This window comes from Rickettsiales endosymbiont of Stachyamoeba lipophora (assembly GCF_003932735.1).
Taxonomy (GTDB): domain Bacteria; phylum Pseudomonadota; class Alphaproteobacteria; order Rickettsiales; family 33-17; genus RICK01.
Map to the genome: position 1 here is coordinate 404868 of NZ_CP033611.1, position 16702 is coordinate 421569.

The following is a 16702-nucleotide window of genomic DNA, read 5'->3' on the forward strand; positions in this document are numbered from 1 at the left end:
AATATACATATTTACGAATTATTGCAAAACATATATATATAATTGCTATAATTTAAATATTTTAACTTTAGGTTTTAATACCTTGTAAAGACTATAAGTTCTAAGGGGCAAAAATACATGGCAGACTTAAATCATATCAAAGAATTAGTAAAAGAATATGAGATTGAGATAGTTGATTTTAGATTTACTGATATTTTTGGCAAATGGCATCACTTTTCTTATGAAGTAGAAACCGCCATGGAATTAATTAATACACATGGTGGTGCCTTTGACGGTTGCTCCTTACCTGGCTGGCGTGCAATTAATAATTCCGATATGTTGACTAAGCCTGACCTCTCAACAGCTTTTGTTGATCCATTTACCGCTCAGCCTACTTTAAATATCATCTGTACGGTTGAAATCCCTGGAGAAAATAAAGGATATGATCGAGATCCCAGATCAATTGCTAAAAGAGCAATAGACTATCTACACAAAACTGGTCTTGCCGATCAGGCTTATTTCGGACCAGAGCCAGAATTTTTTATATTTGACGATGTTAGATTTAAAGCAAGCAAGCATGAAAGTTATTACCACTTAAACTCTACAGAACTGTCCATTAATAACGGTATAAAAAACGAAGCTGGTAATAATGGTTACAAATGCAAACCAAAATCAGGATATTTAACCTCTCAACCGTTTGACCATGGTAACGATTTACGCTCTGAAATGCTAACCACCATGAAATCAGTTGGAATCAAAGCTACTCTACATCATCATGAAGTTTCTTCTGCGCAAAGTGAGGTAGGTTTTGCTCACGATGATTTAGTAAGAAGCGCTGATAATTTACAAAAATTTAAATATGTTGCCCATAATATAGCATTAAGCTATGGCAAATCCATTACCTTTATGCCTAAACCACTTATATATGAAAATGGTTCAGGCATGCATGTGCATCAATCACTTTGGAAAGATGGAAAAAATCTATTTGCTGGTAACAAATATGCAGGGCTTTCTGATCTTGCTTTATATTATATTGGTGGAATTATCAAACATGGTAAAAGTATCAACGCCTTTACCAACCCTACTACCAATAGTTACAAAAGATTAGTTCCTGGCTATGAAGCACCTGTGGCACTTGCCTATTCTGCTTGCAATAGATCTGCCGGCATTAGAATACCTTATAGTAACAATGAAAAAGCTAGAAGAATTGAAGCAAGATTTCCAGATCCTTCAGCTAATCCTTATTTGTTAACCACCGTACTTTTAATGGCGGGACTAGATGGCATTATCAACAAAATTCATCCAGGTGAAGCCACTGAACAAAATTTATACGAATTATCACAAGAAGAATTAAACAAAATTGATTCTTTAAGCCACTCATTAGATGAAGCTTTAGATAGTTTAGAACAAGATCATGATTACTTATTAAAAGGAGGAGTATTCTCCAAAGAATTTATCCAAACTTATATAAAACTTAAACGCCAGGAAGCAGATCTGCTTAAAATTCATCCGCATCCTTTAGAATTTGAAATGTATTATTAAATACTAGCATAAACATAAAAAGGCGGCTTATTCTCTGGTCGCTTTTTTATTATTAATTTGCCCACTAGATATCATTATAAGTTAGATTATTGCACTTTATAATCGCCATTTAAATAACTTCCCTGGATATGCGCCGCTTAATAGCTCTATAAATAATAATACACTTTAAGCATCAGCGGGATTTTAGGAACAACGCAGCTCCGGAAGTAGCTAAATAGTTATTTATACACTTAAAGAAACTCAAGAGCAAATTTTGATACTAAAATTACTTTCAAATTAAGCTTCAAAAATAGCCCTTGGCTTACTTGATTTCAGGAGAATTATCACTCTCTTTGCTTGGCTTCCGTAACCTTACTAATATTTTACTTACCGCATATAACTGGCTTTTTTATATACTTTATATGCCCTAAATAAAATATTATTTAATAATTGAGTGGGAACTAAAAAACGAGGAATATTTAAGAATGGTACCCGCGGCCGGACTTGAACCGGCAAGGGCGTAAAGCCCCACGGATTTTAAGTCCGTTATGTCTACCATTCCATCACGCGGGCACAAATGATTTTTGCAGTATATTCAATTTTTATGATTATGCAAGATCAAATTCATAAGTTTTTCACCTTAATTTTACTATTTAAGTAATTTAACATTAAAATATGTTTCATTGACAAAAAAATCATTTATACTAACATGGTAGCATAATAACATAGTAATTAATTATGATAGAAGAGCAATTATATCAAGCATTGTTAACACTAAAAACCCCTCAGGAAGTCAAAAAATTTTTTAAGGACTTGTGCACTCCCAAAGAAATCAAAGACATGTCTGAGAGATTTAATATAGCAAAAGTTTTAAATAGCACTAACCTTTCTTATCAGCAAATTCATGCTCAAACGGGTGTAAGTATTGCAACTATAGGGCGCGTAGCCAGGTTTTTAAATCAAGAACCACATCAAGGTTATAAAATAGCATTAGAAAGGTTAGCAAATGCAAAGAATGATAATAATTAAATTAATTGCAGCAATAAGCATATTACTGTGTATCCCTAATATTTATGCTGCTCAAAAAGATAATAAACCAACCCAAGTAATGATTTTAAAAATCATTGACCACCCTGCACTTGATCAAACCACCAAAGGGATTATAGATTATTTAGGGCGCAATCAAACAGTAACTAGAAAATTTAATATCCACACCGAGTCCGCTCAAGGGCAACCTATTTTAGCTAAGCAAATTGCTCAAAAATATGTCAGCCAAGAACCTGAGATTATCATTGCCGTAGGTACAAGTGCCGCACAAGCATTTCTGCCCTTTCATAATCAAACTAAAAATCCTGTAATCTTTACCTCGGTAACCGACGCAATTACCGCCGGTCTTGCCGATAACAACAACATACCGCATTTAGGCTTTACGGGTATTAGCAACCATGTTCCAGTAAAAGAACAAATGAAATTTTTTCGTTCACTACAACCCCAATTGAAAAAAATTGGTACTATCTATAATCCCAGTGAAATTAACTCAGTAAAGGCACTAACTGAGCTAGAAAATTATTGTCAGGAACAGGCTTTAGACTTAGTTATTGCCCCTGCAACCAAAGCTACAGAAGCCGCCCAAGCAACATACCGACTGATTAATGAAGCAGAAGCTATCTTTATTAACAACGATAATAATGCTCTATCTGCTATAAAAATCATTACTAATATTGCTAAAAGTAAAAAAGTACCTGTTTACTCAAGCGATACTGATACTATTCCTCTTGGCGCTATTGCGGCTTACGGGGTTGATCAGTATAAACTTGGCGAACAAACCGCAGAACTTGCTTTACAAATTTTAAAAGATCCTAAAAAAATCTATTCAATCCAAAAAGCCAAAGCAGTTATTCACCAAGCCAACCACTAAAAATATAACTTAGTTTTTATTTTTATAATGTTTTCTAGTTTGAGTTCTGCGGGCAATTTGATCTTTAATTGTCTGCTTTGCTTTGTCTGATAATTCTTTAAACAATTCTTTTTTTTGTTTATTCAAATCTTTTAGTTTTTGGTAATACTCATCAAGCTCTTCTTGCAACTCTGCACTTAAGCTATCACCCACTTGAGATTCTTTTACAGTTTCTGATAAAGCAAAAGAGGAATTTAAAATAAATAAACCAAATAAAATTATCCCAAAATATTTTAATTTTAACATTTATCTTCTCCAATAGTTAAATTTTTTAATAGTAATGCAACTTATGATTTAATTTTCTTGTGCAATAAGCCATAAGCTAATATCATTAACAACAAAATTAAATTAAATTCAAACTTTTAATAAAACAATAAAGGATAAATTTAATGGAAGTTGTAATTATTGATGCGATTAGAACCGCTGTAGGCAGTTTTAATGGTACTCTTTCAAAAATCGCCGCCCATGATTTAGGTGCAAATCTTATTAAAGAAATTATTAACCGTAACAATCTAAAAAATAACCAAATAGATGAAGTTATTATCGGGCAAGTTTTAACTACTGCTCAAGGTCAAAATCCAGCTAGGCAGGCTACTATTAAAGCTGGGCTAGATATCTCAACTCCTGCCTTTACAATCAATCAAGTTTGCGGCTCAGGTCTCAAATCGGTTGCATTAGGCATGATGGCTATTAAATCAGGCAATGCCGATATAATTATCGCTGGTGGTCAAGAAAATATGAGCATGGCTCCTCATGCCATTCATTTAAGGGATGGCACTAAAATGGGTGATGGTAAATTAGTTGATACCATGTTGTTTGATGGTCTTACCGATATTTTCAACAACTACTCCATGGGTATTACGGCAGAAAACATTGCTAAAAAATGGAATATTTCTAGAGAAGAGCAAGACAAGCTTTCACTAGAATCACAAAACAAAGCAGAAAATGCCATTAAAACAGGGCGCTTTAAAGAAGAAATTATTCCAATCAAAGTTAAGCAACGTAAGGAAGAAATTACCTTTGAACAAGATGAATTTCCTAAATTTGGCACTACACTAGATTCATTAGCTAAACTGAGACCGGCATTTGATCCGAGTGGCACCGTTACTGCAGGTAACGCCTCAGGAATTAATGATGGAGCAGCAATGATATTACTGATGAGTCGTACTAAAGCTCAAGAGTTAGGCCTTAAACCTCTTGCCTCAATCAAAGCATGGGCTCAAGCAGGAGTAGAACCTGAAATTATGGGGACAGGGCCAATTGAAGCAGTCAAAAAGGCCTTAGCCAAATCAGCTTGGCAGATTAAAGATCTAGATTTAATTGAATCCAATGAAGCCTTTGCTGCACAGGCGTTATGCGTCAGTAAAGAACTTGGACTAGATCTCAGCAAAGTCAATGTAAATGGCGGATCAATTGCTATAGGACACCCAATAGGAGCCTCTGGCACTCGCGTGCTGGTTACTCTTTTACATGAAATGAAAAGGTCAAATCGTTCAAAAGGCTTAGCTACCCTTTGCATTGGCGGCGGAATGGGGATTGCCTTAACTGTAGAATTAGAAAAATAATTTATAAATTAAATAAGAGGATTAAATGTCAAGAATTGCACTAGTCACCGGTGGAACCAGAGGGATTGGAAAAGAGATTGCATTAGAATTAAAAAACAATGGCTTTAAAGTTATTACTACCTATATCAGCAACGAAGAGGCAGCAAAGCAATTTCAAGATGAGTTTGGCATCGAAGCTTTCAAATGGAACGTAGCCGAATTTGAGCAATGCCAATTACATATAAATCAAATTGTTACCAAATACGGCAAACACCCTGAAATATTGGTTAACAATGCTGGAATTACTAGAGACAGGATGCTACATAAATCAACCTATCAGGATTGGGATGAAGTATTAAAAACCAATTTATATTCATGCTTTAACATGTGCCACGCATTAATTCCTCATATGAGAGAACACGGCTTTGGTAGAATAGTCAACATCAGTTCAATTAATGGTGTAAAGGGTCAGATGGGACAAGTAAACTACTCTGCAGCCAAAGCTGGTATATTAGGATTTACAAAAGCTTTAGCACTTGAAAATGCCAATAAAAATATCACTGTAAATGCAATCGCACCAGGATATATTGAAACTGACATGACCAGCCAAATGAAGCCAGAGGTATTAAACAGTATCAAACAAGGTATTCCTGTAGGCAAAATGGGTTCTCCGGCTGACATTGCACGTTGTGTCTTATTCTTAGCTGCAGATGAGGCTAATTTTATAACAGGAACTACCATTAATGTGAATGGTGGACAACATATGTAATTTGAAATTATATGGCTATATTTAATAAGCTAAATAGCTCAATTAAAGGGAAGGCTCTTGGCTTAAATAAAAAGCGGAATGGCTTTTATATAGTTTTGGGTGATGAAGGAGTAGTTATATCCTTCATCAAGAAAAATATTTTAGAATCAAGAGATTTCTTTCCCAATCTTGAAGGAGATAATTTAGAAAAATTTAACCAATTATTCCAAATGTATCCTAAGCATCATATCTATATCTTATTAGATGTGATTGAACAAAGTTACCAGCTTCAAACTTTTCCGCCGGTAAGTAAATATAGCATTGATTCAATTGCCAAGAAAAAATTAGCTAGAACTATAGATGAGAATCATCTCAAAGGATTATTTCAAATATCCTCACCTTCAGCTGAATTTAACGAATGGCAATATATTTTTGTATCATCGCCCATTAACACTGTTCTGACTAAATGGCTTGATGCGATTTACTCTCTTCCTAACCCATTACGTGCTATATATTTATTGCCGGTTGAAAGTTCAATCATCATTGAAAAGATAGTTAACAACAAAGCTGAATTTAACAATATTAGAAGCTATAAATTTAAAATGCTGATACTCCATAATAAAGTCAGTGGAATTAGGCAAATTTTTTATAAAAACAATAAAGTATTTTTTACACGCTTAATTAATATTGATAATGAAGATTTTCCTGATGTAATTGCTGGTAATATTAATCAAGAAATTAAAAATTCTTTTGAGTTTTTAAATCGCAATTACAACGTTAATACTGATGAAATAGGCATCGTTATTATTGCTAACGAAAAGATTAAAAAATCTTTGAAGGAGCAACATGAAATTAAAGCTGCACATATTATTATAACCCCTTATGAATCAGCAGAAATTCTTAATATAAAAGATGGTATACTACCAGAGGACCAATTTACAGATATTCTGTGCGCCATAAACACCAATTTATCCAAATCTCAATTAATACTACATACTCCTTATAGCAAAAAAATATCTAACTATAGCTTGTTAGCTCAAGTGGTTTTTTATTTAAATATATTCCTAATAATCATCTTAATCTCTTTTTATAGCTTAAATATAAATAAAATATTTAAAATTTATAATGAAGCAACCCACAAGGTAAATGAGATTACCCGCCTGGAAACCACTATCACTAATAGAAGGACGCAAACTAAAATTGATAGTAAAGAAAACACTTTAATCATAGAATCAGCAAGCATTTTTCAAGATATAATGGCCTCCAGCCTATCCCCCAAACAATTACTAGTAGATTTTTATAACACTACCAAGCAAGACGTAAGAATTACTGAGATTGATTGGAAATACGAACCCGTCGCAAGGTTGCCTAATAATATGAATACCTCTAACAACATCAATAGAATCACATTATTATTAAAACTAAACTTTGTGAATAAAGGGAAAACTTACCAAGAATTATTTGCTAATTTTGATAATTTTATTAAACGAGTAGAAGTTAAATTTAAAAATTATCAAATTGAGTATAGTAGGCTTAATCAGCAAATAAGCTTAGACGATAACAACCAAGCCATCCCAATCGACATGTCAATTAGGGGACCAATAAAATAATATGGCAAATAAATTAAGTCACATTACTACTAAACTAAAAATTCAAGGGATCATCATTGCCAGTCTTGCATGCATAATGCTCTCATCTTACATAATTATCAATTCAGTAATAACTAAGGAAACTGACAAATTAAATTTTTTAGAAATTCAAATCAATGAAGCGCAACGGCAATTTATCGAGCAAGAAAAGAAAATTACCAGCTTAAAAAAAGCCAATGAAATTTGGAGTAAACTTAAAGACATTAAAGAAAAAAGAGATAGTTTAGATTTTGACCGGGTCAAAACAGTAATAGCTACCATTAACAAAGATAGGTGGCTAATTAAAAAGGTTGATATTAATATCTCGCCTCCAATAGATGTGCACAAACCCAATTTCCATCATGTTAGTTTGACTAAAAGCCAGGTTGAGTTATCATTTACCACTATGAGCGACAATGTATTGTTTAATATTATTGATAAAATCAATCATAACTTTCCTGGATACATCAATTATAAAAATCTTAGAATTAAAAAAATTGCTGAAGTCAATAGTGAGATTTTAGCAAAACTCAAAGCTGGGATTTTACCAGAATTACTTGAATGCAAAATGGTTTTTGAGTGGCAAAATATTAAAAATATTCAAGATGAAAAATAGCATTAAGCATTTATTATTCATAGCTTATTCTACCATAGCTTGGGCTGAAGACTCCAAACCTTTGGTGCTTTTACCTGAAATCAGCTCCATTTCCCAAACTCAAGATACTTCAAGTTATAACCAGTCCCAACAAAAAGAGAGCAGCCCTCCTAACTTACCTATTCCAATGGACAACGACAATATTAATGCTATTGAATTAAAAAAGGTTATATTAACTAGAGATAATGTATCTCCTTTACTCCCATCCCATACTACCCCTAACCCTGATAATGTAAGGGTAACAGATGATTCTAGACCTCCCTCACTTACCGTAGAAACGCCTGCTGATCTAGAAAACAGCCTCACTACAATTAAAACGCAAATAAAGCCCTCAGACCAAACCACAGAGGAAATACCCAATCCAGTTAATGGCAGCCTAGGTAGCAACATCTTAAACAATACACCTAGCAAACTAAATACAACTCAAAATTTATCACCCATAATTGATCTACACACTATTAACAAGTTAAAAGAACTTGAAAAAATCAACTCTAATGAATTTACCATCAATGGTGAAATTCAGAAGAAGACGTCTAGCTTACCAGCCCTTCAGCGAGATCAAAACACCATTAATTCTAATAAAAATTTAAATTTTGATGGATTACTAGATGTCAAAGAATTGTCTACTGGCAATAATACTGTTAAGCCAGATATTAAAAGCGACCCCCCAATTAGTAATAAAAGCTCTATGAGAAATAGTACTCCTTTAATAGACAGGCTATCAGAGTATTATATTGTTAACCCTTATGATTTATGGAACGATAGCTTGATTTTTACTACGGAAGAAGTTCAAGGATTAAATGAAGCTTTTAAAAGCTTCTTAATCGGCACGGTACGCAGCATGTATGCTAAACGTACTACTCCGCAAACCACTCCTGATCAAAAGCAAGAAGAAAAAAGAATAGACTTTAAGTTACATTTAAAATCTATTCTTTACTTAAATAAAGATACCTGGAGTATCTGGATTAACAATAAACGATTTAGCTCATCATCTTCTTCACTTAGTGATGACAATCTAGGTATTAAAATTAAGAAGGTTACTCCAGACTTTATTCATTTAGTTGCTGTTATCAAACCAAACTATCTTATTCCCGATATAGATCAAATTAAGACAGGAGCCCAAGTCTCTTATGACAAAGAAACCTTTGAAGCAAGCATCACACTCTATACCAACCAAGCATTTTCAACCAAAAAAATGACAGTAGGTGAGTATCATGAATAATTTTGTCTGCAGCATTAGCAATCTAACTAAAAGATTTAACAATCAATCGGAGGTTTTAAACAATCTAAACCTTACTATTGCTTCTGGGAAAATTACGTGCCTGGTAGGTTTAAACGGTATTGGAAAAACCACTATTATCAAAATCCTTTTAGGATTAATTCAAAACTATAATGGTTCAGTTCAACTTGATCATAAGGATGTTAAAAATTATAGATTAAGATATACTATTTTTCATTTGCCTGAAAAATTTAACCCTCCTTACAATTTTACTGGCCGAGAATTCATCAAAATTTCTTTAAATTTTTATCACATCCCAATTAATGAGGAAATCCTCCATAATTATTGCCAGCAAATAAACTTTAACTATGAACAACTAGATAAAAGAATTTCCACTTATTCTAAAGGAATGGTACAAAAAATAGGGGTTCTTGCAATGTTATCTTCTCCCACCACCACCTGGATTTTAGATGAACCAATGAGTGGATTGGACCCTACTGCCCGCTATGAAGTTAAGCAAATTCTTAAATCAAACAATGCTTTGGGTAAAACTATAATCTTTACTTCTCATCTACTAGCTGATGTAGAAGAAATGGCAGATAATATTATCATTTTGCATAATGGCACAATATGCTTTAATAATAATTTAGAAGAACTATTTACTCAATATAATACTAATAATATTGAAGAAGCATATTTAAAAGCAATTAATTATTATTAAAAATGAAAAGCTACCTTATATACGAGCACAATAACAAACATCAAGCTATCAATAGTAATTTCAACCTGTGGGCTTTTGTGTTTGGAATTTTTTGGTTGTTATATAACAAAATGTTTTTTAGCATTTTATTCTTTTTATCTTTGCAGCTTATATGCAATTTTATATCAGTTAAATATTCAAATGATTTTATTGTTATCATTCCCTCATTGTGCCTTGGTCTATTTGCCGGAGAAATTCTTGCATTACAAAAGCAGCTTCAAGGATTTAAGCTAGTTAGCTTAACTAGAGCAATGAGCAATGATCAGGCCATTCAAAGATATCTAGATCTTAAAAGTTATTAGCCTTACCTTTCAGCTTATAAACATAACTAATAATTTCTGCGACAGCCTGATAATATTCGAGCGGTATTTCTTCATTAATATCAACCAACCTGTATAGCTCTCGTGCTAATGGAGGATTTTCAATTATTGGCACTTCATGTTCACTCGCAATTTCTCTAATTTTTAACGCAATCCTATCTAACCCTTTAGCAATCAGTATGGGAGCAGGCATGGTTTCCATATCATATTTTAAAGCTACCGCAAAATGGGTAGGGTTAGTAATAATGACATCCGCTTTAGGTACTTCAGCCAGCATTCTTTTTCTGCTTTTTTCTGCACGTAAGCGCTTAAGTTTAGATTTAACTTCAGGACTACCTTCTGATTCCTTAAACTCTTCCTTAATTTCCTGCTTAGTCATTTTTAAATCTTCAAAAAATTTAAATCTTTGAAAGAAGTAATCAAATACTGCGATAAAAAATAAAAATATCGCTATCTTAACCAGCAAAGAGAATAAGTTTTCTTTAAATACCCATAATATTCCTAGCACATCAATATCATGCATTATTGGGCTTTTCAGAAAAAGTTTTTTGATGACAAAATAGCTAATAAAGCCAATAACAATAATCTTGATAATACCCTTAATAAACTCCACCAACGACTTCATTGAAAACAAACGACTTAAACCAGCAAGAATAGAAATTTTAGAGAAATCAAACTTCAAAGCTTCTGGGTTAAAAATTATACGAATATTCTGCATTGAAGGTGATATAATTACTGTAATGACTAGAAAAACCAGCAAAGGTGAGATCAGAATAGAAAAATCTTTTAAAATTCTTAAATATATTGATGATAAATAGCCTGGATTATTCATATCAATTTGATCTGGATGATGAATATAAATTACTAAGCTATCAAAGGTAGATTTTAGTACCAATGGCAGCATTTTAAGCAGCACCAAAATAGCCACAGTGAGCATTAAAAAGGTAGTCACATCCTTTGAATAAATGATTTGGCCCTTTTTATAAGCATCCTCTATTCGCTTAGGGGTTGCGTCCTGGGTTGCCTGGTCCTTATCTTTGCCTTCTGATTCAGCCATATTTTAAAATAAAAATTGCTTTAATAATTCTTTGATCTCACCAATATACCACAACACCACCCCACTAACTGAGATAAAGAGTATGGTAAAACTAACTAATAACTGAACTGGCAACATAATAAAAAAGACTTGTACAGTAGGCATTACTTTATTCATAATCCCCGACATTGCCATAATTAACAAAATAATTACAAAATAAGGGGAGGCAATTTTAAGGGCGATATTAAACACTTTACTTACCAATCCACTAATAATTTGTGAAAAATTTTCAAAATTAACAGGTTCAAGAAAAGGATAAACTTTGTAACTTTCAAAAATACCAGTAATAAATACATGATGGGTATTAGAAGTAAGAATAGTTATTAAAGTTACCATATATAGAAAATTAGCTTCTAATGTACTTTGCATTGCTTGAGCCGGATCAAACATTTGGGCAGCAGAAAGCCCTGATTGTTGGCTGATAATGTGCCCAGCTGTATTAATCGCAGAGAAAATAATTTTTATTGAAAGGCCGATCATTAGGCCAACTATAACTTCGTTAGTAATAAAGGTGGCCAGCAGTATAATGTTATTATTTTTAATAAGCTCTGCTTGCAGCAATGGAAACAGGATAAAAGATATTAAAATTGATACGCAAATTCTTACTCTTCCTGTAACAAAGCTCTCGCCGATGCTTGGCAACATTAAAATGATCGGTAAAACTCTGGAATTAATTAATAATAATTTCAAAAACACCGTCACTGTCAGCTGAGATAAATCAGGCATGAGTTATAGGCCTGCTATTTTTTCCGCTATTCTCATACTAAAACTACCGATACCATTACCTATAAATGGCAATAGAAAAATTAGCGATAATAGCACTGCAAACAACTTAGGAACAAAAGCAATGGTTGCCTCTTGAATTTGGGTTAAAGCTTGTAATAAAGAAATAGTTAAACCAATTACTAAAGCAATAATCAAAAGCGGAGCCGCAGCTTTTAAAAATACATAAATTGCCTCGGTTGCTATATATAAAACTTCATTTGAATCCATTTACTATGCTTTGAATATATTTTCTTTATAATATAGTTAATAAAAAAGTTTAAACTTAATAATCATCCTAGATAGTAATCTGCAAAGTGTAAATAAAGTTTTGGTTATCTTCACTTTATAAATGCAATCTATTTATAGTTATAGCCTTATAACTTATTTCCAGTAGTAGCACGCTAGGTAAATATATTTCCAATAGAGCGGGACGGTTCAATTTAAAATTATCAAGCTGGCAATAACACCATCAACCCCTGCACCTTAAAATTTTATAGCAGTAATAACAGCTATATAGCTAAGCTTAAGAAATTTGATATAATTTTAATTTAGATAACTATACAAAAATACACACCAGCTAAAATGATAGCTTCATAATGTCGTTGATTACTGTAAGTAAAGATTGCTTAATCGCTACAACCTTATTTACAATTTGTTCAGCCTCAGCAAATGCTACTACCACTTGAGTTACATCAGCCTTTCCTTGCAGTGATTGAATGGCAATTTGATCAGCTTTAGCAATGCGGCTAAAGTCATCTTTAATATTTTGTGTAAGAAAATTTTTAAATAATGCAACTTTATCATTACTTTCTAAGGCTTCTGCTTTAGGAAGTTTTAGATTTTGGGTATAAGCCACGCTTGCTTGTGCAATTTTATCTATACTCATACTTATGGCTTCACCTTAAAATATCTAATGTTTGCTTCACCATTGATTTTGAAATCTCAAGTGCATTCATGTTAGCTTCATAACTTCGCTGCGCTTCTTTGGCATCCATAGTCTCAACCAGCCTATCGACGTTAGGATATAGCACATAACCTCTGCTATCAGCTGCCGGATGCTTAGGATCAAATTTTACTTGAAAATCACTCTGGTCTTTTGAAATTTTATAAACTTGGACTAAATCAATGCCTGTTTTACGATCAGGTTTAAGCTTAAAAAAAATTATTTTTCTTTGATAGGGCGTCTCACCGGGTAAGATGCCAGTAGCATCAGCATTAGCCATATTTTGAGAAACTATTGACATTCTTTTAGACTGCACTTTCATACCTGCTGCTGAAATTTCTAATGAATCGAGCAATCCTCCATTACCAGCACTGGCACTAAGTGAATGTAAGACCAAGCAAAATAATAAGTACACTATTTTACTCATCTTGAACCCGTTGCGGTTTTTAACATATTATAGGCTGAACGCATTAACCTAGTATATTCTGAATAATCAATATTATTATCTGAGGCATTTTTTAACTGATCTGCCAATACGATATTATTTCCAACTGGCGTTACCTCATTAGCATCACGATCTTTAATTACTTTATATGTAGATTTATTTCTCATCCCAAGATGATTGCTATGAGTAACATTCATATTAAAACTATTTTTTTGCCTACTGATCCTTTCCAACTTACGCAAATTAAATCTCTCAAGGGTTTTTGCCTTAGCTTTAGGAATATTTGCTTGAGATATGTTGGTATTTATCACATTTTGTAGATTAGCCGCATGATCGATTTTAGCATTTAACGCTTCCATCATATCAACTCTCTTGCCTGCTTTGGCATAATTGCCACTTGCTAGTAGTACAGTGAGAAAAAATGCTAAATATAACTTCATAAACTATTTGAAAATTATTAATTTTTTCAATAAGTTGATATTGATAGTAAATTTATTAATTGTCAATTAAATATGTTATATATAACCCGCAAAAAAAACCAAAAAGTTTTTATCAATAATGAAATTGAAGTGAGCATTATAGATGTAGGAGGCGGTAAGGTGATATTAGGCTTTAAATGCCCGTTGCATCATACTGTTTTGAGAGGAGAGATATATGAAAGAATTGCTGCAGAAAACCAAAATGCCGCTAATGCCGAATTACAAAAAAACCCTAAAGAATAATCTTCTTTAGGGTTTTTTGTAATCTTAACTTAAACTAATTATTTAAGCGTTTTCATCTTGATAAATTTTAGCCTTTTTAGTTTTTTTAACGCGACCTGCGGTATTAACTCTAGCTAACTTACCTTTTTTATCATCCCACCTATATTGGAAGGTTACTGTTTTAGTTTCAGTAATAAAGATATCTCCGTTAGCCATCTGGATTACATCGCAACCTTTATGAAGAGAATCATTTATTAAGGAAGCGGATTTTCTCATGTAATTCACATCACCAAAAACAGGAGCTTCACCTTCACTGGTAGTGCTTTTTAACTTATTATCTACTGTAGACATAGTATCCTCAATAAAAATCTCAATTTTTAGTGTATAATATTACTATATTAACCTAAAATCATTTAAAACGCAATAAAACAATCACAATAATTAACTTATATACAATTTATAAATTTTTTACAAGTTATTTTTGAATGAAACATTAATTATATTTGCGCTTTTAATAAAATTGAATTAATTGCAGCAGCAAATTCATTTACATCTTGTATCATTTCCCCTTCAACAATACAAGCCTGATTGTACAGCAGCCTAACCACCATTTTGTCATCCTCATTAAAATCAGCCTTATTAGCTAATTTTGCAACAATTGGATGATCAGGGTTTATCTCAAAAATTTTAGGAGCAGCCATGACCAACTGTTTTTGCTCAATTAAAAAGCGCTCCATTTTAATATCCATTCCACCTTCAGGCACTGTAATACATACAGGACTATTAGTTAGCTTTTTAGATAATTTAACTTCCTTAACTCTTTCACCAAGCTCTTGCTTAATTAATTCAATTAATTTGCTATAACCTTCTTCTTTTAGCAGGTCTTTCGTATTTTCCTGGCTATCTTCATTTGATTTATTCAAATCAATATTTTCACGGGTAATGGATTTAAATTCTTTTTCTTTATAATCATTAACTACGTTTACCCAAAAACTATCTACATGATCGGCAAGCAAGATTACTTCGATATTCTGAGCCTTAAATCCTTCCAGTTGTGGACTTTTCTTTAATCTTTCTAAATCATCTCCTACCAGATAATACATATATTGCTGCCCTTCTTTCATATTAGCAATATACTCTTCTAATGAAATTAGCTCGCTTCTTTCGCTGCTTGCAAATTTACAAGCGGCTAAAATATCATCTCTAAACTCGCCGCCTTCACATAAGCCTTCTTTTAACACCGGTCCAAAATTAGCCCAAAACTCTCCATATGATGCTTTATCATTATCTGTTTTCTTTTTCAGCTCGGCCAACACTTTCTTAGTAAGAGAACGCTTAATTTTATCAATCATCGCGCTATGCTGTAAAGTTTCACGACTAATATTAAGCGGTAAATCTTCTGAATCTACTACCCCTCTAATAAATCTCATATAAGCTGGGATAAGATTTATATCCTCACTAATAAACACTTTTTTAACATATAATTTTATTTTGCTTTTTCTATCAGGATGATACAAATCAAATGGCTTTTTGCTTGGTATAAATAATAAGTTTGTAAATTCAAGGGTACCTTCATTCTTATTATGCAAAGTCATCCAAGGATCATCAAAAGCATGAGCTACTGAATGATAAAATTGCTTATATTGCTCCTCAGTAATTTCATTTTTACTCTTGGTCCACAATGCTGAGGCGCTATTAACCACCTCTTCCTTACCATCCGTATCAATTAGCACTATAGGAAAACTAATATGATCTGAATAAGTTGTAACAATATGTTTTACCTTAAAACGATCAAGATATTCCTTACATTCTTCACGCAACTTAACAATAATACTGGTACCACGTTTAACCTCATTGGTAGCTTCTTCAATACTAAATTCACCAATGCCTTGTGAAGACCATTTATACGCTTGGTTGCTACCGCCCTTACGTGTTAACACTACCACTTCATCAGCCACCATAAAGCTGGAATAAAATCCCACCCCAAACTGACCGATCAAATTGGCATCCTTTTTTTGATCTCCCGATAATTGCTCAAGAAAACTTTGAGTGCCAGATTTAGCTATAGTACCCAAGTTATTGATTAAATCCTCGCGATCCATGCCTATACCATTATCAGATACAGTTAAGGTTGAGGCAGTCTCATCTATTTTTATGCAAATTTTATAATCAACATCATCAGCACTTAAATTTGGTGAAGTAACTGATAGATATCTTAATTTATCAATTGCATCCGAGGCATTAGAAATTAATTCTCTGATAAAAATATCTTTATTAGTATAAAGAGAATGAATCATTAATTGAAGAACTTTGCCTACTTCCGCATTAAATTGATATGTATTTTGTTCAGACATCTAACTCCACCTATTTTAATATTTTTGGTATTTCAGCATATAGTAATTAGGATGAATTTATCAAGGG

Annotated in this window: 20 protein-coding genes and 1 tRNA gene; 11 read left to right on the forward strand and 10 right to left on the reverse strand. The window is 32.8% G+C overall.

Annotation, left to right across the window (positions count from 1 at the left end; genetic code table 11):
- Positions 1–117: 117 nt before the first annotated feature.
- Entirely contained in the window at positions 118–1521 is a 1404-nt protein-coding gene (gene glnA, locus EF513_RS01765; RefSeq protein ID WP_125215700.1) for a type I glutamate--ammonia ligase, read from the forward strand.
- Between the two features lie 465 nt (positions 1522–1986).
- Here the strand turns inward: glnA and EF513_RS01770 are convergent.
- Positions 1987–2073 (reverse strand) — tRNA-Leu (locus EF513_RS01770).
- A gap of 165 nt (positions 2074–2238) precedes the next feature.
- Here EF513_RS01770 and EF513_RS01775 point away from each other — a divergent pair.
- A complete protein-coding gene (locus EF513_RS01775; protein ID WP_125215701.1) occupies positions 2239–2529 on the forward strand; it encodes a YerC/YecD family TrpR-related protein in 291 nt (96 codons plus the stop codon).
- Positions 2507–3418 carry an ABC transporter substrate-binding protein gene (locus EF513_RS01780; protein WP_125215702.1) on the forward strand — a complete coding sequence of 304 codons (912 nt, stop codon included), beginning with the start codon at positions 2507–2509 and terminating at the stop codon, positions 3416–3418. The genes EF513_RS01775 and EF513_RS01780 overlap by 23 nt, the downstream gene beginning before the upstream one ends.
- A 9-nt stretch (positions 3419–3427) precedes the next feature.
- Here EF513_RS01780 and EF513_RS01785 read toward each other — a convergent pair whose 3' ends face one another.
- A complete protein-coding gene (locus EF513_RS01785; RefSeq protein ID WP_125215703.1) occupies positions 3428–3703 on the reverse strand; it encodes a hypothetical protein in 276 nt (91 codons plus the stop codon).
- A gap of 143 nt (positions 3704–3846) precedes the next feature.
- Here EF513_RS01785 and EF513_RS01790 point away from each other — a divergent pair, with 143 nt between their 5' ends.
- Genes EF513_RS01790 through EF513_RS01820 form a run of 7 tightly spaced genes read left to right on the forward strand, consistent with a single transcriptional unit; the run spans position 3847 to position 10313 of the window.
- Complete coding sequence (locus EF513_RS01790) at positions 3847–5022, forward strand: acetyl-CoA C-acetyltransferase (RefSeq protein WP_125215704.1); 1176 nt, start codon at positions 3847–3849, stop codon at positions 5020–5022.
- A gap of 25 nt (positions 5023–5047) precedes the next feature.
- On the forward strand, positions 5048–5770 hold the full coding sequence (phbB, locus tag EF513_RS01795) for an acetoacetyl-CoA reductase (RefSeq protein ID WP_125215705.1): 723 nt from the start codon (positions 5048–5050) through the stop codon (positions 5768–5770).
- A gap of 11 nt (positions 5771–5781) precedes the next feature.
- Positions 5782–7359: a hypothetical protein gene (locus EF513_RS01800; RefSeq protein ID WP_125215706.1), complete on the forward strand. Its 1578-nt coding sequence runs from the start codon at positions 5782–5784 to the stop codon at positions 7357–7359.
- 1 nt (position 7360) lies between these two features.
- On the forward strand, positions 7361–7993 hold the full coding sequence (locus EF513_RS01805; protein ID WP_125215707.1) for a hypothetical protein: 633 nt from the start codon (positions 7361–7363) through the stop codon (positions 7991–7993).
- Complete coding sequence (locus EF513_RS01810) at positions 7983–9254, forward strand: hypothetical protein (protein ID WP_125215708.1); 1272 nt, start codon at positions 7983–7985, stop codon at positions 9252–9254. Before EF513_RS01805 ends, EF513_RS01810 begins: the two co-directional genes overlap by 11 nt.
- On the forward strand, positions 9247–9972 hold the full coding sequence (locus EF513_RS01815; protein ID WP_125215709.1) for an ABC transporter ATP-binding protein: 726 nt from the start codon (positions 9247–9249) through the stop codon (positions 9970–9972). The genes EF513_RS01810 and EF513_RS01815 overlap by 8 nt, the downstream gene beginning before the upstream one ends.
- Positions 9973–9974: 2 nt before the next feature.
- Positions 9975–10313, forward strand: a complete 339-nt coding sequence (locus EF513_RS01820; RefSeq protein WP_125215710.1) for a DUF2628 domain-containing protein — start codon at positions 9975–9977, stop codon at positions 10311–10313.
- Here the strand turns inward: EF513_RS01820 and flhB are convergent.
- The 6 genes from flhB to EF513_RS01850 all read right to left on the reverse strand — a co-directional run bounded on the left by flhB (position 10300) and on the right by EF513_RS01850 (position 14020).
- Positions 10300–11388, reverse strand: a complete 1089-nt coding sequence (flhB, locus tag EF513_RS01825) for a flagellar biosynthesis protein FlhB (protein ID WP_125215711.1) — start codon at positions 11386–11388, stop codon at positions 10300–10302. The two genes, EF513_RS01820 and flhB, sit on opposite strands and share 14 nt — an antisense overlap.
- A 3-nt stretch (positions 11389–11391) precedes the next feature.
- Positions 11392–12153, reverse strand: coding sequence for a flagellar biosynthetic protein FliR (locus EF513_RS01830; RefSeq protein ID WP_125215712.1), 762 nt, complete (start codon positions 12151–12153; stop codon positions 11392–11394).
- A 3-nt stretch (positions 12154–12156) separates the two neighbouring features.
- Complete coding sequence (gene fliQ, locus EF513_RS01835; protein WP_125215713.1) at positions 12157–12420, reverse strand: flagellar biosynthesis protein FliQ; 264 nt, start codon at positions 12418–12420, stop codon at positions 12157–12159.
- A 349-nt stretch (positions 12421–12769) separates the two neighbouring features.
- Positions 12770–13078, reverse strand: a complete 309-nt coding sequence (locus EF513_RS01840; RefSeq protein ID WP_125215714.1) for a flagellar hook-basal body complex protein FliE — start codon at positions 13076–13078, stop codon at positions 12770–12772.
- A 10-nt stretch (positions 13079–13088) separates the two neighbouring features.
- Entirely contained in the window at positions 13089–13562 is a 474-nt protein-coding gene (gene flgC, locus EF513_RS01845) for a flagellar basal body rod protein FlgC (RefSeq protein ID WP_125215715.1), read from the reverse strand.
- Entirely contained in the window at positions 13559–14020 is a 462-nt protein-coding gene (locus tag EF513_RS01850) for a hypothetical protein (protein WP_125215716.1), read from the reverse strand. Before EF513_RS01850 ends, flgC begins: the two co-directional genes overlap by 4 nt.
- A gap of 72 nt (positions 14021–14092) precedes the next feature.
- Here EF513_RS01850 and EF513_RS01855 point away from each other — a divergent pair, with 72 nt between their 5' ends.
- Positions 14093–14302 carry a carbon storage regulator gene (locus tag EF513_RS01855; RefSeq protein WP_125215717.1) on the forward strand — a complete coding sequence of 70 codons (210 nt, stop codon included), beginning with the start codon at positions 14093–14095 and terminating at the stop codon, positions 14300–14302.
- Between the two features lie 42 nt (positions 14303–14344).
- Here EF513_RS01855 and EF513_RS01860 read toward each other — a convergent pair whose 3' ends face one another.
- Together EF513_RS01860 and htpG are read right to left on the reverse strand one after the other, a co-directional pair.
- Positions 14345–14632: a DUF2671 domain-containing protein gene (locus EF513_RS01860; RefSeq protein WP_125215718.1), complete on the reverse strand. Its 288-nt coding sequence runs from the start codon at positions 14630–14632 to the stop codon at positions 14345–14347.
- A 146-nt stretch (positions 14633–14778) separates the two neighbouring features.
- Positions 14779–16635: a molecular chaperone HtpG gene (htpG, locus tag EF513_RS01865; protein WP_125215719.1), complete on the reverse strand. Its 1857-nt coding sequence runs from the start codon at positions 16633–16635 to the stop codon at positions 14779–14781.
- Between the last annotated feature and the right edge of the window lie 67 nt (positions 16636–16702).

Coding starts and splice junctions, on each gene's coding strand:
- glnA (WP_125215700.1), top strand. CDS start 118: ATGGCAGACTTAAATCATATCAAAGAATTAGTAAAAGAATATGAGATT.
- EF513_RS01775 (WP_125215701.1), top strand. CDS start 2,239: ATGATAGAAGAGCAATTATATCAAGCATTGTTAACACTAAAAACCCCT.
- EF513_RS01780 (WP_125215702.1), top strand. CDS start 2,507: ATGCAAAGAATGATAATAATTAAATTAATTGCAGCAATAAGCATATTA.
- EF513_RS01785 (WP_125215703.1), bottom strand. CDS start 3,703: ATGTTAAAATTAAAATATTTTGGGATAATTTTATTTGGTTTATTTATT.
- EF513_RS01790 (WP_125215704.1), top strand. CDS start 3,847: ATGGAAGTTGTAATTATTGATGCGATTAGAACCGCTGTAGGCAGTTTT.
- phbB (WP_125215705.1), top strand. CDS start 5,048: ATGTCAAGAATTGCACTAGTCACCGGTGGAACCAGAGGGATTGGAAAA.
- EF513_RS01800 (WP_125215706.1), top strand. CDS start 5,782: ATGGCTATATTTAATAAGCTAAATAGCTCAATTAAAGGGAAGGCTCTT.
- EF513_RS01805 (WP_125215707.1), top strand. CDS start 7,361: ATGGCAAATAAATTAAGTCACATTACTACTAAACTAAAAATTCAAGGG.
- EF513_RS01810 (WP_125215708.1), top strand. CDS start 7,983: ATGAAAAATAGCATTAAGCATTTATTATTCATAGCTTATTCTACCATA.
- EF513_RS01815 (WP_125215709.1), top strand. CDS start 9,247: ATGAATAATTTTGTCTGCAGCATTAGCAATCTAACTAAAAGATTTAAC.
- EF513_RS01820 (WP_125215710.1), top strand. CDS start 9,975: ATGAAAAGCTACCTTATATACGAGCACAATAACAAACATCAAGCTATC.
- flhB (WP_125215711.1), bottom strand. CDS start 11,388: ATGGCTGAATCAGAAGGCAAAGATAAGGACCAGGCAACCCAGGACGCA.
- EF513_RS01830 (WP_125215712.1), bottom strand. CDS start 12,153: ATGCCTGATTTATCTCAGCTGACAGTGACGGTGTTTTTGAAATTATTA.
- fliQ (WP_125215713.1), bottom strand. CDS start 12,420: ATGGATTCAAATGAAGTTTTATATATAGCAACCGAGGCAATTTATGTA.
- EF513_RS01840 (WP_125215714.1), bottom strand. CDS start 13,078: ATGAGTATAGATAAAATTGCACAAGCAAGCGTGGCTTATACCCAAAAT.
- flgC (WP_125215715.1), bottom strand. CDS start 13,562: ATGAGTAAAATAGTGTACTTATTATTTTGCTTGGTCTTACATTCACTT.
- EF513_RS01850 (WP_125215716.1), bottom strand. CDS start 14,020: ATGAAGTTATATTTAGCATTTTTTCTCACTGTACTACTAGCAAGTGGC.
- EF513_RS01855 (WP_125215717.1), top strand. CDS start 14,093: ATGTTATATATAACCCGCAAAAAAAACCAAAAAGTTTTTATCAATAAT.
- EF513_RS01860 (WP_125215718.1), bottom strand. CDS start 14,632: ATGTCTACAGTAGATAATAAGTTAAAAAGCACTACCAGTGAAGGTGAA.
- htpG (WP_125215719.1), bottom strand. CDS start 16,635: ATGTCTGAACAAAATACATATCAATTTAATGCGGAAGTAGGCAAAGTT.